The organism is Oligoflexus sp. (genome assembly GCF_035712445.1).
Taxonomy (GTDB): domain Bacteria; phylum Bdellovibrionota_B; class Oligoflexia; order Oligoflexales; family Oligoflexaceae; genus Oligoflexus.
The window spans coordinates 18,047-31,504 of the sequence record NZ_DASTAT010000054.1; the positions used below are offsets into that span (position 1 = coordinate 18,047).

The following is a 13,458-nucleotide window of genomic DNA, read 5'->3' on the forward strand; positions in this document are numbered from 1 at the left end:
CTCCTTGAAAGTGCCGTTGGTTCTTGTCTCTTATCGACCCGTTCGGCTTTAGGCTGTGGCTTTTCCTGATTGCCAAAGCATCCTTTTGTGTTAGCCGACCGATTTCGCTCACCCGCGATCACTTACCCAGAGTAAAACTGTCGGAATTTTTCTTGATCACGTAATCACCGTTGACCGGAACCGCCCAATAGAGCGTATAGAAAACCTGGGCTCCCGCGCTTTTGCTGGCGGCGGCGAAGTCCGCGCAGGAATCGGGATTGCCATTATGCAGATTGGTGAGTGTCCAGCCGACTTCAGCAAAGGCAAGGGGCGCATTCAAAAACGTGTTCTTCGGAGCGTTCGCATCGCTGCGAATATTCATGCAGAGATAGAATTTGTTATCATTGCCCGCATTCGGATTGCCCGGTCTTTGCGGAGTCTGGCAGCGCTTCACGACCTCTGCGAAGGTGCCGTTGACTTTGGCCTGCACTTTCTGTTTTTCCGCGGCATCCAGATCATTTGAAATCCAGTTGCCGGCGGAGACGGCATTGGTGAAGCTCAGGGCGGAGTTTCCGAAGGACTTCACCAAAGGACGCGCATTCAGCTGCGCAGCATAGTCGAGACAGCCGGGCGTGGCGGGACTGATCTGCCGGATCATCGTCGAAATCTCGGCGATAAAGGCCTCTTTCACATCACCGGACGCCAGGCTGCTGTCCATGATTTTACGCGCGCTCTGCGAACGACTCTGGGCCTGGAAATAAAGGAAGATGGCAAGGCTGAGGACCGCCACGGAAATAAGGACCTGGATCATACTGAAACCGGCTTCGGAATTTTTTTTCATGGGCATTTGGGACCTCTGTAGGGCAGCTGGATTTCCATCGAGCTGCTTTGAATGATGGCCGGAAGCGAGCCGATGGACCGGAGCCAGGTCTTGACGCTATTCATCAAGGACGGCGACGCCGGCTTTTCCTTGGCGCTGTCCAGGACCTGATTCAAGCGGTTGAAGCTTTCGTCGAGCGACTGCGCGGAATCGTGCAGAAGGAGGCGGTCGGGATAGGACACGAGGAACTGAAAGAAGAACACCTTGTCATCAGCAGGATAACGCGCGAGCGGCTCGACCTTATCCCGCACGCGATCCTGCAGAACGCCGAGCTTGCCGATATCATTCATGCTGAGTCTTTGACAGTATTTTTCCGCAGCCGCGGAACAGAGGAAGAGACCCCAAAAGCTGCGTTCGGGCGTAATGGGGCTGGAAGGTATAATTCACGCCTTTTTTCAGCTGGGCCAGCGAGAGCTGCACCTGAACCGGCTTTTGATTGCTGGCCGGGTCCAGGTTTTCCAGGCTCAAGCGCAAGGCGGGCTCTTTCCGTCTGCGCAGACGCAGATCCTCCTTCATGACATCAAGGTCACCCTGCATGCAGCCCCGTTCGAAGGCATGGGTGCTGACCTTGAGTTCGAACGTGCCTTTGTCGGTGCGCTTGACCGGAAGGGCCAAAAGACCAGCGGCGCGTTCCTGGACGAAAAGCTGGGATCGCTGCTGGCTTTCCGCCTGATCCTTGGCCAGCTGCTGGGGACTCGAAAAAATCTGTGGAGCTGCAGGCTCGGCTTTCGCGGGCAAGGCCGGAGGGCTTTCGGGTTTTGATTTTTTCATAAAAAACCAGATGACTCCCAAAAGTGCGAGGGCCGCCACAATCATGGAGGCATCCCCTGACTTTGCCTTGGTCTTTGGTGCATTCTGTTTTCGCTTCACGCGTGGCTCTCTGGCTAAAGGGTTTTGCTGTTCTCCTATTATCAGGTATTCATGCTAAGGCGCCAAGCTGTCTGCTGGTTACTTATGGGTTGACAGCTTCAGCCAGGACCGAAAAAATAGGCCTTTTGGATGGAGGGTGAACCTTGTGACGCGGAAGAATGTCCTGATAGCCATGGCTTTCAGCGGAACCATGGGATCCGCATCCTGGGCGGCAGAGCCCATGCGTAAAGCCTGCACAGCCGAGCTTCAAAAGTATAAATGCGATGCGAAAAGCGAATCGTATGCCTATGAGTGCCTGAGTAAGCATGAGAAGGCGCGAACCAAGGATCTTGGTTTCAGTCATCCCTGCTTCAAAGCCTATGCGTCTTTTGAGAAGAGTTCAGGGAAGGGCGATAAGGTGGAAAGCCATCAGGTCGAGCATCCGGAGCATACACGATAATGGAACGAACAGTGCAATCGCGCTTCGTTGTTTGGATTTGCCACGTCATGAAAGGGCAACTTATGCATCAAAAAGTTTTAACTCTCACTCTTCTGCTGTCCTTGACAGCGCTCGCCTGTCGCCGTAATTCGCCTCCGCCACCGGAAGCCGGCCAGGATCGCTTCCCCAACTCCAATACCACAGTGCCGCCCGGTGATACCGGATTTCAGGACGGAACCTTCGCGCATCCTGATGGCGATAAGCTGAGGTTTGAGGGCAAGGCCGTCGAGGAATCACCGTGTGCGGACAACTCCCGACCTGGACAGGATCAGACCAGTATTGATGAGACATGCCCTGATCAGGATATCAAACCGCTGGTGCCCTTATCCGCACCTACGCCTTCGGAAATGGCGAAGCCGGCGCCGTGAAGTCTGAGTTTGTTCTGGGGCAGAGCGCAGGAATCAACCCGCGCTGAGGCGGGTGATTGCGGCTGCGAGGATTAGCGGGCCTTTGTGTAGCCGTCATCCATGGCGGCTCGCTCGCTCATGAAGCATTCGCGGTTGTCGGCGCTCAGGATTTTCTCGCCTTTCAGCATCACTTCATAGTCTTTGTTCGACTGAGTGTAGTAGCGCTTCGTCGTCTTGTTGGCGACGACGGGACAGGCGGACGCTTTCACTTCGTTGCCAGCTTCCTTGATGTCCGCGCTCACTTCACGGGCCACTTCCTTGGTCTTCTGGCCCACGCCGGTGGCGGCCTGCTGCGTGCCTTCCTTCACATCCTGCCAGCCTTCTTTCATATTGGCCTTTGCAGTGTTGTCACTGGTGGTGACTTCGTTGGTGCGCTCGCTGGTCGTGCTGCTGTCGCTGCTGGGCGACGAAGTACAGGCTGCAAAGGCTACAGTGGCAAGTCCAAGAGCGAGATTGCGTAGCAGGGAAACGGTCATGAGTATCACTCCTCAAATGGTGATGGGTCGTCAGCAAGAAAACACGCGAGGCGTTTTGCAACAAGCATGCCTCGGGAATGAGGCTAGTCGGACGCTGCATGGCAAGGAGACGTGTAGTCCTCAGGCTGCAGCGCGATGGATTACCAGGAAGGCTTCAGGCGGAAGGCGCCCAATAGCTTCGTTCAGGGATTTTTGCGGAATATTTTGCAGGCTTTGCAGCAGCGCCTCGCTGGGCTGGCCGATCCAGATCTGAAAGGGAAGCGGGAGGAGTTTTTCCAGCTTCTGCAAAAGACCGACGGGAAGATCGGAGGCCCTATCGTTTGTGACGATGCGGGCAATGAACTGGGATGCATCGCCCTGAAGGCTTACGTGAACACCCATAAGAGGCAGGGTCTGTTCCAGACTCTGCTCAATTTCGCGTAAATGAATCCACTGGCCGGAACTATTTTTAAAGCAGTCCTGCGTACGTCCTATGACGTCGAAAGAGCCGGATGCATCCTCGAAGGCCAGGTCGCCGGTCGGGATCCATCCTTCGGAGATACTCTCGCTTTGGCCTGACCACTGTCCCACAGAAGGGCTCCGAACCCAAAGCTCCTGCCAACCGTGACTGGGGTGGGGCATGATCCTGACTTCACAGCCCACGGGCCGCCCATTCATTAATACGCCCGGACCGCATTCTGTCAGACCATAACCCCAGTGAAAGGATGCCAGGAGCTGAGTCAGCTGCTGCCGCTTCGCTTCGGTGAGGTAGGCTCCACCACTATGGACATGAAGTTTTTTCAGAACAGGCAGAACTTCTGGATGGGTTTCTGCGTACTGAAGCAGAAGCTGCAGACTACGCGGCACAGCAGCCAGCCACTCGATCTCATAGTGATGGAGTCTGTTGAACATGGCGCGTGGATGCAGAGCAGGCTCTGTGATCATATAGAGATGCTGGCCTGCATAAAGCCCGAGCAGACCATCCAGGATAAGGCCGAAGCTATGAAACCAGGGAAGTTGCAGCCAGCGTTTGGTCTCCGCTTCGATCCCCATGACCTCGGCATGAGTTTTCAGCTGATGCCGTATGCCCTCGTCGTTCAGACGAACACAGCGCGGCTGCCCCCGCGTGGTGCCGCTCGTATGAAGGAGCAGCGCGAACGAGAGGGTTCCAGCCAGTTCGGGTGCCAGCAGGGCTTCACTCCGCACGAGCTGGCCGTCGCAGCCTTCTTTCCATAGCCCACGCGTCACGGATGATGTCTGACCATGATCCCGCAGGGACAGGGGGCAGAAGATAAATCCGCCCTGCAGGCAGGCGAAGAAGTGAATGAAGGCCTCAAGACCGCCCTTCTCCTGCACCCAGATATCCCCGGGCTTCATGCCCTGCGAGCGCATGACATGACGTCGCGTAAGTGCTGATGACCACAGCGAAGCCGCAGAGAGTATTGTTTCCTCCTCGTAAGAATGCTGGACGAGGCAGGGAAACGACGCCCCTTTCAGACGACTTTGGAAGACTTCCAGTAGCGTGCTTTGGGTCATGAGGTCCACTCCGGTGCGGGAAACGAACACAATCGTCATTTCAAGTTCGGCGCGTTCCGGGGAAATTCAAATTAAGATCCAGGGGATGGACCGTGCGCAAGGTGTAAGTGGCTAAATTTTCAAAAGAAAGTCTTGGTCGTAGCTTGCATCAAGAATGCACGGATAAAGTCTTTACAGGTTTCTACGATAGAGGCTGGTAACGGTTTGCGAAAAGGAGTCCGTCATGAGCCAGACTTTGCAGAAGTTGAGAACTTTGGTCAATCAGCCCGGACCTGAATCCGAGGCGGTGGCCAGCAGCGATAATTCCGAAGTGGCCAGCCTGGAAGAACAGCTCGTCTTCTTCTATCAGGAACTGGAGTATCTGCAGCAAAACTTTCCCAATCAAACAGTTCGCTCGCTGGTCGATTATGCGAGGTCCCTGCAGCAGCGCCTGGAGAGTGGAAGCGGCGGCCAGGGCGATCTGGGTTTCGTACCCGCTGATATCGTAAGACGCCTCGGCACGCTGGATCAGGCGACGGCCGATCAGTGCGATTTCGGTATCGTGGAAGTGGATGATAACGGTTTGATTCGCCTTTATAACCGCTGGGAACAGCAGCTGGCGGGTATCTCGCTGCAACAGGCGCAGGGCCGGAACTTTTTTATCGACGTGGCGCCCTGCACCAACAATAGACTTTTCCTGGGTCGTTTCCGGCAAGGCGTGCAGACCGGAAGTCTGGATGTGGGATTCAATTATACCTTCACGTATAAGATTCGTCCCACCAGCGTTGCGATCCACATGTACCGTCATGCAGCCTCGCAGCGCAACTATGTGTTCGTGAAAAGACGCTGAAACCCGGAGTGAAGCCATGGTTCACGATGCGGATTTGGATGCGATACAGGTTTCCCTTCTGAAACTGGGCAAGGCGATCGACAGCGGTCAGCCCTCGGCCGAGCTTTTGGCTTTGGTGGCAGAAACTCTGGAAATCCTGCGAAAAAAACAGGCTCAGGCAGCCTAAGGCGGTGGTCATGCAGCTTCCCTTTGCCAGTCTCCTTGCCAATCTGGAGCTTATCCGGGCCACGCACCCGGAACTCAGAAGCTCCTGCATTTTCCTGCAGACCTGGCTGGAGCTGGCCATGCGGGGGCGGGCCCCCGAAGGCATGCTGCCGTCCCACCTTTGGCTCGAAAACATTCTGCGCCTGAGTCCTTTGGCTACGATCAAATTGTTCGAGGCGATTCCCGTCGAAGAACGCCGGTCCTCGGGCTTTGCGCTCTTTGACGAGGGCTTTTCGTTCCGTCTGAGCGATGGACGGGAATCAGTGCCCCTGGCTCATGTTGCTGGATTTCACGCCTGCCTTGCCATGACCACGACCGTGGTGGCGGGCAAGGAAAAATTTCACTATCTGATCGATGGAGCCTACTGGAGCGGCCAACCGCTTCCGCGGGGAATTGACGATCCGCGGCAGGTGATCCTGGTGAACGTGAAGGTCCCAGGCGAGGCGCCTTATGTACTGCCTATGATTCGCCATCAGATCCAAATACTGAAGGAGGCTGATGGTGCGGCTGCTTGAAGAACTCCAGCACCTGGAGCAGCAATTCGGTGCCGATGCGCGCGATATGATGGCGACCTTCGAGCAGGAGGCGCTGAAACTCTGTGATGACACGGAAGACCTGATTCTGGATATGTCGCGACCTGCGCAGCCTACGGAATTCAATCATCTGATGCGCAACCTTCACACCTTGAAGGGGATCACAGCACAGAGCGGGCTGAAGAGTCTTTCCCATTTGATTCACATGATCGAAGACCATATGGTCGGTTTCAAGGATCGAACCGATAACGACCTGCACGGAGCCAGCGCATCCTTCGTCTCCTTTCTGGATAATCTGCGGCATCTGGTTCAGATCGCGCAGAACCCGGAAAATGCTGAGGCCTTGATTTCGATAGGCAGCACGCTGGAAGTGTCCGTCAAATCCCTGATCCGAAGTCTTCAGGAATGTCAGAGCGGAAGCAAGGCCAAGAGCCCTGACGTCACCTCGGCTATGGAAAGCAAGGACGTTCAGCGGGCTTTAGCCTACAGTCTGGATACCGCGAGCTTTGACCACATTCTGAAGTCGCTCGAACAGGCTCTGATGAAGCAGTATGAAAGCAAGGCGCCCGAGGCCCTTGCGTCCATTCAGATCCTCCAGGAGGCTGTGTTCAATCTGATCGCAGCGCGGACCTCGCCCGGGAAAACGCTGGCCAATAAACTCAAGCGGCTGCTGCGCGACACTGCGGATAAGCTCGGCAAGGAGATTGAATTTCAGGTCATCGGCTTTGATGAAAGGATTGATAATAACCTTCTGATGGCGCTGAGTGAGTGCCTTGGGCATATGATCAAGAATAGCGCCGATCACGGCCTGGAACGGCCGGATGAAAGGGTGGCCCAGGGCAAACTGGGTCAGGGGCATTTGACTCTGGAGCATAAAAAGCTCGGGGATCGTACGCTTGTGACTCTTCGTGATGACGGAGGCGGCATAGATCCCGATCGCGTGGCCCAGATCGCGATTCAAAAAGGTCTGATAAGTGCGGCGGACGCTACGCGCATGACCAACTATGAAAAGCAGGAGTTGATTTTCAAGCCAGGCTTTTCCACCAAGGCCGAGGCATCGGAAATCTCGGGTCGCGGCGTCGGCATGGATGCTGTGATTCATGAAGTGATCCGGGTCGGAGGCAAGCTGACCTTTGAGTCGGAAAAAGGCCGGGGCACCACGTTCTTTATGGAATTCCCGGCGCCCTATCAGCTGGAGGTGATGGCGATCTTTCGCTATCAGAATCGGACGTTTGCGCTGCCGACCCGCTTCGTGCGCGGAGTCGTGCTGGATCCCGAATTGATCGAGCTGGAATTCGGTACCGCGCGCTTGAAAGATGATGATGAGACCTATACGCTGCTCGCGCTGCGTGACATCGATCAGAACTCCAGCGTGGACCATTTCCGGCCGCTGATCCTTCTGGAGCTTGCCGGTGCCCCCTGCGCTCTGATGGTGGATGCCTACTGCGCGGCCCAATCCATTTTCGTCCTGCCTCTTTCCGCAGCCCAGGATCTGCCTGTTTATCTGCGCGGTGCCGCGAATGATGCGAACTGGGGACCTATCTACTGCATCGACTGCGTGGAACTCGAACGCAACCTTAATGTCTATATACCAGAACCGGAGGATAGCAACGTGAAAAATTTCGCCCCTCTCCAGGGTCACAAGGCGAGCAAAGAGGAGATACTGAGCGCGCTGGAAGGCTCGCGCTTTCTGCATCGAATGGCCATGCTCCTGGAGCCTTTGAAAGACAGTCCCGAGATTCAGGACGCGGTTCTTTCGTATATCGCCATGCAGGTCGATGAGGTCAAGGAGACGATGGATCCCATCCAGGATCCGGATGAGCTGCATTACCTGGTGGCCATCGCCTATACCCAGTTCAAAACGAAATGGATCCAGCATAACACCAAGATGAATTACATGATCGAAGCGGGACTGGAGCCGACGGTGCTGGATATCTATAAGACGAGTTCCCTTTCGCATCTTTTGGATCTTTTGGAGCCATTGACCCATCCCGATGCCGTGCGGGCCGTAACGCAGACCCTGGGACAGACGATTCGCGAACTGCATGCGGCCTGAAGTCCTTCATCCGTATGGGTTAGAAGCCGGTAGCGACTGTCATCTTTTTTTCTGCTGTCAACCCCCGCACGCACTCTTCATTTAAAAAAAGGCGTGGTCTTCACGCCTTGGCCTTGGTTGGCTTTTTGCAATGAATTTCCTGCATTACCAAAGTCAGTATGATGGTTTGTAAGAATTCTTGCCAAGGGGTCACCTCATGTCTTTGTGGGCACGGAAACAATCGTGGAGTGTGCTGCTGCTGAGCATCATGGCGACGCTCATCGCGGTATTGGGCCAGAATAGTTTCATCGGAGTGTTTACCGTCGATTTTCTGAAGACACTCCAGCTGAGCTTCACCGAGTTTGGTTTCCTCATGATGGCGGCGACTCTATTCGCCTCGCTTCTGGTGCCGCGCACGGCAAGGCTGTTGGATAGCCTGGGGGCCATGCGCACGACCCTTATCATCGCCGGTGGTGGGATCGCGACCCTTCTTTTGTTTGCGATGACGCCCTGGATGGCAGCGAACCTGTCGCCGACATTCGCGGTGATCATGCTGGGATTGACTCTGACGGGATTTCGCCTCTGCTTTCGCGGCAGCTTTCGCATGATATCATCGTCCCTCGTGACTCTTTCCTTCGCGGAAAAGGATCGCGGCAAGGCCTTCGCCATCGTCGGCGTGCTGAGCGGCCTCGTCGGCTCCAGTATTCCTTACGTGGCCTATCAGCTGCATGAGGCCCTCGATTTTTTCAAACTGAGCATGGTTTTGATCGCCGGGCTCCTGGCCTATGCCGCGCTGTTCATGAGCCTTCGTCAGCACGTGAAGGCAGGCGCGTCCCAGAAAAAGAACGAGGATGCTGCAGAGCATGACGATGGAAGCCTGGCGCCGGAAGTTGCGCGGCAGCGCTTGAGTTTTTGGCTTTATATGATGGGCGTGCCTTTCTATTCGCTGCTTTTGAGTTCCGTGATTCTTTTTCTGGACCCGATCGCCGCGGGCTCGGGCGTGTCCTATGCCAAGGGTCTATCGTTCTATATTCCGGCGGCCATGGTCGGGCTGCCGAGCCTCGCCTGGGCTCTGATGAATATGCGGAAGAGCCGGCTGGTGTTTTTGCTTTACCTCGGCAGCATCATGGCTTCCTTTACAGGTTTTCAGATGTTTCAGAGCCTGGGTGGTCAGCTGCTGGCCTTTGGCGGTTTTGGAATGGCGAGTGCGCTTTACACGGCGCTTTGCATGAACCTCTGGCCGACTCTCTATGGTCGCCGCTTCGCCAATCGTTACCTCGGCATGGCAGCCTCCTTTGATCTCTTTGCGACGGCCATCGGTCCGGTCTTCTTTGGTTTTCTTTTGGATCATATGTCCATCGGCCAGGCCCTGCGGCTCTGTCTTTACATGCCGCTTGTGGTGGGGCTGCTGTTCATCATCGCCTGTCTGAAGGAGCCAAACGATCGCCTGCAGTCCGGGGCGGTCTGGGTCAGCTACGGTGCGGGCCTTTGGGATCGCCTGCGGCTTCGCGGACAGCTCGGGGGTGCGCCCTTGGTTCCTTATCGCATCCGCAGCCTGCGGTTTTTTCCGAATCATCATTTTCTTTCCATCCTCTGGCAGATGATGGAACGCGTGGAGAACGGCCAGCCGATGACGCTTCATGTCGTGCCGCTGCGTCGCGATCAGGCTACGATGACGATCGCCGTGCATGCTGCGCTGCGCGAGCATGGTGATAAATTCAAGGCCTTTCATGCCATTCGCGATCAGGTGCGGGAAATCTTCCATGGGGAAGGCGGCCGTCAGGAGGCGCCTTTTTCCCTGTTCCATGTCGTGCCGAAGGCGGCCGTTCGCAGTGAGATTCTGAATGCTCCCGCGGTGCAGCAGCATATTCTGGAAAGCCGGGATCCCAAAGCCGGAAAGCTTGCAGAAACGTATTTCAATGAGATCGTCTGTGATCGGCGGCATATTTACACGAAGGTCCTGTCGGGCAGTCTGCGCTTTATCTTCCGCCGCCTTTTCCTGCGGATGGAAATGGCCGGCACGGCCCGGATCAAGGAACTTGATCGCCATTACCAGGTGGTCTATCTCCCTTCGCATCGCAGTCACATTGATTTCATCGCCACCTCGCAGCTGCTTTATCTGAACGGCATCGAGCCGCCTTATATCGCGGCCAGCAATCACCTGAATTTTTTCCCCGTGAGCCTTCTTCAGTACGTGTCGAGCTACTTCATTCGACGCAAAAAGATGGATGCGGTTTATAATGCCGTTCTTTATGAATATATGAAAGTGCTGCAGCGCTATGGAAAGTCCCAGATGGTCTTCGTCGAGGGCACCCGCAGCAAGATCGGTGAAGTATTGCAGCCCAAGGCCGGCATCGTTTCGCAGTATATCAACGCCTACGTCGAGGAACGCGCCCGGCCCGTGGTCTTTCTGCCTTTGAACATCACCTATGACTTCATCCTGGAAGGTGACAGCTACCTTCAGCACATCATCCAATTTAGAGAAAGCGTGAACGAACTGGATGATGAGCATAAAAATGCCTTTGCCCGGTATGTGAGCGAAGCCTCGGGACGCAGCCTCTGGGCCCGGCTTCGGGGCTTTGCGAGCTTTCTGCGGAATCTGAAGCCGCGGGGCAGCGTCTACCTTACGCCCGGTGAACCCATCTTTTTGGATGACGTTTTAAGGAAGCATTGTCCCGATTGGAGAACAAGACCTATCGTAAGGGAGGAGGCCATCCCTGATGCGTGGATCCGCGACATGGCCCGTCATGTGGCGCGATCCGCCTGCGTGGAAATCAACCGCGTCTCGCCCTTGACCCCCAGCTCGCTGGTGGCCACCGCGCTGCTGGCCAGCCAGGGCCGGGCCCTGTCGGAAAGCGAACTGCGCGCCTACGTGAACACGACGTCAGAGCTTTGGAGTCGCGCCTACGATATCGAAGTGAAGCATGAAGTCGCGAGTCTGGACGCGACTCTGGCCGCGATACCCTTTTTGAATCAGTGTCGGAGACGCGGGGAAAGGCGTGCCCCGGAGGCCCCGGTCGAGGTTCGTAACCTCAGAAGGGGCGACCGGCGCAAGACGCAGAAAGTTTTCCTGGCTCCTCTCGACAGTCTTCGTTCGACATATAATCGCAATGTGGTGATTCACAGCTTTGTGATTCCCCACCTTTTGGCGAATATCCTGGTCGAGCGGAACATGGTGCTGCGGGAGGATATGCGGGAATACTTCTTTTCCCACTATGAACCTTTAAGGCATCGCTATCATCTGCCCTGGGAGACCGAAGGCGCCTGGAGGAAGCTCGAACATTTCCTTGAACTCTTTGAAGAGAAGGGCCTTCTCAGCCAGGGCCCGGATGCCATCCTTTTGAATCATCGCGAGGATATGCTGACCATCCTCGGCATCTACGCCCGGGCTTTGAAGTCCATCGCCTGACCCCGGGCCCGGTCTGGGCCCGCTTTCCGAACTGTCGCCATTTCCATTCAGTTTGAGAGTATCTCCCAGGGATTTTTACTCTGGGAACGCTTATTGCAGATCAAAAGCGGATCCGAAATCCGGGAGGATGGATCTGTTATTTTGACACTTTATTTGAGATGGAGACGGTAATGCGTAACTGGAAATTTCTTGCAATCCCAATGATGGTAACCGCTTTGGGAGCTTTCGGCTGCACCAAAACAAAAAAGGAAGCTGCAGAAGAAGGTCAAAAAGAAATCCGGAATGAGCAAAAAGATGTCATGGAAGAGCAGAAGGACGTGACCGAAGCTCAGCGTGAAGCTCAGAAGGACATCAACGAAGAGAAAAAAGACGTGATTGAAGCACAAAAAGACGTGGAGAAAGAAAAAGCGGAAGCGCAAAAGGAAATCAATCAAGCTCCACAGTGATGTGAAGCCATACGGGATCTCCTGAGGGGAATCAACGTCCTTTCAGGAGGCTCCCTTGTGAATCAAAACCGCGGCAAACGACTCTCGTCCCGGTCTTCCGCCTGCCAGATCGCATCGTATCGCAGCAATCCCAATTCCTTCATCAGAATCCAGACTTCTCCGAAACGCTCAAGTTCCAAACCCAGAATGACGCCTGACATCGGCTCCTCTTTGATTCCTCGTGCGGCCAAAAGTTTACGACCGTCTACCGCAACTTTCAGTGTATCGCCCTCAGGACGCAGGATGAAGCGGAACGAGGCTATCAGGAAACGGTCCGGCGCCTGGGGATCCACAGCGAGACGGTCGAAGCGGACATACGGGGTCATGGTGTCGCCGCGGAAGTGCAGGCGACGATCGTCGAGGAGGGTCCACTTTTTCCTGGCACCCGTTCCCGGTTCGAAGCGATGGAGAGTCTGTTCCTGAAGCTCATCATCATAAACGGTGAAAAAGATAAAGGGCGAACGCTTATCCGAGGACGGAACCATCCAATAGCGAAAGTCCTGACGCGACCAGGGCAGCTCGGGATAGAAAGTGGCCAGAAAGCTCACGCTTTGCTTATGAACGATCGCCGGTCCCTGGGCGCCGCAGGACAAAAGCAGTTTATCCCCTGCAAAGAATATCAGGGGGCCCGAGCAGGCGGACGGCAGATCAGGTGCGATATAAGGTTCCCAGGTCTGATTCTGCAGACGATAAAGTCGAAGCGGTTCATTCCATTCTTGTTTGGCTTCCCAGATCTGACCGAGACCATCGACCTCGGCATTGCGCAGATCATGCTGGGCCCCGTCGGGACTCTGCAGCGGGTATTCGCGAAAGCTCACAAGATCCCAGAGCCAGACCAGACCCGTTTCGACCTGAGCGAGAAAATGTTTCGCCTCGGAAATCAATTTGAAATTCTTTTTCAAAGACGGCGGTCGATCGGAAGGCAGGGACACAACCGTCCAGCCCTGCTCGGCATCCAGTCGGGCCATTTCTCCATCCTCACGCATCAAAAGGGTTTGACCGTCCTTATCCTTGAACCATTCGGTCCATGCCTCACCATAAGCGGGCGTGCGGACAAAACCAAAAGGCAGATTCTGCCAAGGTTGGGATTCCAGATAAAAGAGTCCGGCGCTGCCACGAACCAGGACATGGCCAGTCTGCACGAAGGAGGCTGCGAGCGACGCGCCGTGAGTGGTCAGTGACACGAGCCGCGAGCCTGGCAGAAGACCGAGCATTTCCAAAGGTAAAATCAAGGGTTTTGGATAAAAGCGGAGCAGAGCCTTGTCATCGATCACGGTCCAGAGTCCACCTTCGGCATCCTGCGCGACGCCTTCATATTTTTGCAGCGCATCCGGCAGCATCGAACGCCATTTTTTTTG

The 13,458-nt window shown here is 55.3% G+C and carries 14 protein-coding genes; 8 read left to right on the forward strand and 6 right to left on the reverse strand.

What is annotated here, in order from left to right:
- Positions 1 to 118: 118 nt before the first annotated feature.
- From VFO10_RS10870 to VFO10_RS10880, 3 genes are read right to left on the reverse strand one after another with little or no spacing between them, the layout of a single operon-like run.
- Positions 119 to 826, reverse strand: coding sequence for a hypothetical protein (locus VFO10_RS10870; protein WP_325139925.1), 708 nt, complete (start codon positions 824 to 826; stop codon positions 119 to 121).
- The gene (locus tag VFO10_RS10875; protein ID WP_325139929.1) at positions 817 to 1,149 is read right to left on the reverse strand and encodes a hypothetical protein; all 333 of its coding nucleotides are present in this window, start codon (positions 1,147 to 1,149) and stop codon (positions 817 to 819) included. The genes VFO10_RS10870 and VFO10_RS10875 overlap by 10 nt, the downstream gene beginning before the upstream one ends.
- Complete coding sequence (locus tag VFO10_RS10880) at positions 1,142 to 1,675, reverse strand: hypothetical protein (RefSeq protein ID WP_325139931.1); 534 nt, start codon at positions 1,673 to 1,675, stop codon at positions 1,142 to 1,144. Before VFO10_RS10880 ends, VFO10_RS10875 begins: the two co-directional genes overlap by 8 nt.
- 199 nt (positions 1,676 to 1,874) lie before the next feature.
- On the opposite strand from VFO10_RS10880, the gene VFO10_RS10885 reads away from it, so the two are divergent.
- Positions 1,875 to 2,168 (forward strand): hypothetical protein, encoded by a 294-nt coding sequence (locus VFO10_RS10885; protein WP_325139933.1) that lies wholly within the window; start codon positions 1,875 to 1,877, stop codon positions 2,166 to 2,168.
- 47 nt (positions 2,169 to 2,215) lie between these two features.
- Positions 2,216 to 2,575: a hypothetical protein gene (locus VFO10_RS10890; protein WP_325139935.1), complete on the forward strand. Its 360-nt coding sequence runs from the start codon at positions 2,216 to 2,218 to the stop codon at positions 2,573 to 2,575.
- Positions 2,576 to 2,646: 71 nt separating this feature from the next.
- On the opposite strand, the gene VFO10_RS10895 is transcribed toward VFO10_RS10890, so the two are convergent.
- On the reverse strand, positions 2,647 to 3,090 hold the full coding sequence (locus VFO10_RS10895; protein ID WP_325139937.1) for a hypothetical protein: 444 nt from the start codon (positions 3,088 to 3,090) through the stop codon (positions 2,647 to 2,649).
- Positions 3,091 to 3,210: 120 nt separating this feature from the next.
- A complete protein-coding gene (locus VFO10_RS10900; RefSeq protein ID WP_325139939.1) occupies positions 3,211 to 4,605 on the reverse strand; it encodes a class I adenylate-forming enzyme family protein in 1,395 nt (464 codons plus the stop codon).
- Positions 4,606 to 4,828: 223 nt separating this feature from the next.
- Here VFO10_RS10900 and VFO10_RS10905 point away from each other — a divergent pair, with 223 nt between their 5' ends.
- The 6 genes from VFO10_RS10905 (at position 4,829) to VFO10_RS10930 (ending at position 12,061) form a co-directional block, all read left to right on the forward strand.
- On the forward strand, positions 4,829 to 5,434 hold the full coding sequence (locus tag VFO10_RS10905; protein ID WP_325139941.1) for a PAS domain-containing protein: 606 nt from the start codon (positions 4,829 to 4,831) through the stop codon (positions 5,432 to 5,434).
- A gap of 16 nt (positions 5,435 to 5,450) precedes the next feature.
- The gene (locus tag VFO10_RS10910; protein ID WP_325139943.1) at positions 5,451 to 5,600 is read left to right on the forward strand and encodes a hypothetical protein; all 150 of its coding nucleotides are present in this window, start codon (positions 5,451 to 5,453) and stop codon (positions 5,598 to 5,600) included.
- 10 nt (positions 5,601 to 5,610) lie between these two features.
- The gene (locus tag VFO10_RS10915) at positions 5,611 to 6,153 is read left to right on the forward strand and encodes a hypothetical protein (protein ID WP_325139945.1); all 543 of its coding nucleotides are present in this window, start codon (positions 5,611 to 5,613) and stop codon (positions 6,151 to 6,153) included.
- Entirely contained in the window at positions 6,137 to 8,227 is a 2,091-nt protein-coding gene (locus VFO10_RS10920) for a chemotaxis protein CheA (RefSeq protein WP_325139946.1), read from the forward strand. The genes VFO10_RS10915 and VFO10_RS10920 overlap by 17 nt, the downstream gene beginning before the upstream one ends.
- 196 nt (positions 8,228 to 8,423) lie before the next feature.
- Positions 8,424 to 11,615 carry an MFS transporter gene (locus VFO10_RS10925; protein ID WP_325139948.1) on the forward strand — a complete coding sequence of 1,064 codons (3,192 nt, stop codon included), beginning with the start codon at positions 8,424 to 8,426 and terminating at the stop codon, positions 11,613 to 11,615.
- Between the two features lie 170 nt (positions 11,616 to 11,785).
- Complete coding sequence (locus VFO10_RS10930; protein WP_325139950.1) at positions 11,786 to 12,061, forward strand: hypothetical protein; 276 nt, start codon at positions 11,786 to 11,788, stop codon at positions 12,059 to 12,061.
- A 62-nt stretch (positions 12,062 to 12,123) separates the two neighbouring features.
- Here the strand turns inward: VFO10_RS10930 and VFO10_RS10935 are convergent.
- Positions 12,124 to 13,458: hypothetical protein (locus VFO10_RS10935; RefSeq protein WP_325139952.1), on the reverse strand; the 1,335-nt coding region annotated here is incomplete at its 5' end.